This is a genomic window from Bradyrhizobium sp. Leo114, from assembly GCF_055229415.2.
In genome coordinates, this window is sequence record NZ_JBUYEN020000176.1 from 1 (window position 1) to 1,019 (window position 1,019).

Below are 1,019 nucleotides of genomic sequence, written 5' to 3' on the forward strand. Positions count from 1 at the left end.
CCGAGGCCAAAGCTGAGCTGGAGGCTGAGGCGAAGGCCGCGGCCGACGAGGAGCGTCGCATCGAGGCCGAGAAGCAGAAGAACCGCGAGGCCGAGGGCCGCAAGAAGACCGGCAAGCCCGCGGCACCACCATCCGACGCGCCTGCCCCAAAGGCACAGCGCAACTTCACCGATCCTGAAAGCCGCATTCTCAAAACCAAGGATGGCTTCATCCAAGGCTATAACGCGCAGGCGGCCGTCGACGGCAAAGCGCAGATCATCGTTGCACACGCCCTGACGCCGAGCACGAGCGACCATGGCCAGTTGGTGCCGTTGGTCGATGGCATCCAAGCCAATCTCGGCCGCAAACCGGAACAAGCTTCCGCCGACAGCGGCTATCTGAGCGAGGTCAACCTCGCGAGCCTCGATCTGCGTGGGATCGATGGCTACATCGCCACCGGCCGCGCCAAGCGCCCGACCGCCGACAACGGCAAGATCGGCGGACCGTTGACACAGGCGATGAGAAAAAAGATCGCCGACGGCGGCTTCGAGACCCCCTACCGACTGCGAAAGCAGATCGTCGAGGCGGTGTTCGGACAGATCAAGCAGGCCCGCGGCTTCCACCAGTTCCTGTTCCGAGGCCTGGCTAACGTGGGGGCCGAATGGGCGATCGTCTGCACCGCCCACAACCTCGTCAAGCTCGGCAACCTCGCCAGGCCCACATGAGCGGCCTATCGTAATGATAGTCCGACCGGCCAGAACGCTAACTGGACGGGCTCCTAGTTCGAGAACGGAGTCGGCATGATAATTGCTCCCTCGGGACGAGGTCGAACTGATCTTGAAACGAGGTATGCAAACCGCCGGTGCGGGTTATCGAACCGTGACGGGATCAATCAAGACTAGCTAGGAGAAAAGCAGGCAGCCGCTCAAGGGAGTAGTATCCACTTCTCCATGTACTCACGGTCGACCAGGAGCCAATACAATTTCGATATGGAGCCAGCTGATGAGGTTATGCCTTTCCGGAACAACATGCTCAGCGTC

The 1,019-nt window shown here is 61.1% G+C and carries 1 protein-coding gene; it reads left to right on the forward strand.

What is annotated here, in order from left to right; genetic code table 11:
- A partial coding sequence (locus ACZIRK_RS45245) for a transposase (protein ID WP_474419843.1) occupies positions 1-704 on the forward strand: 704 nt, incomplete at its 5' end.
- Between the last annotated feature and the right edge of the window lie 315 nt (positions 705-1,019).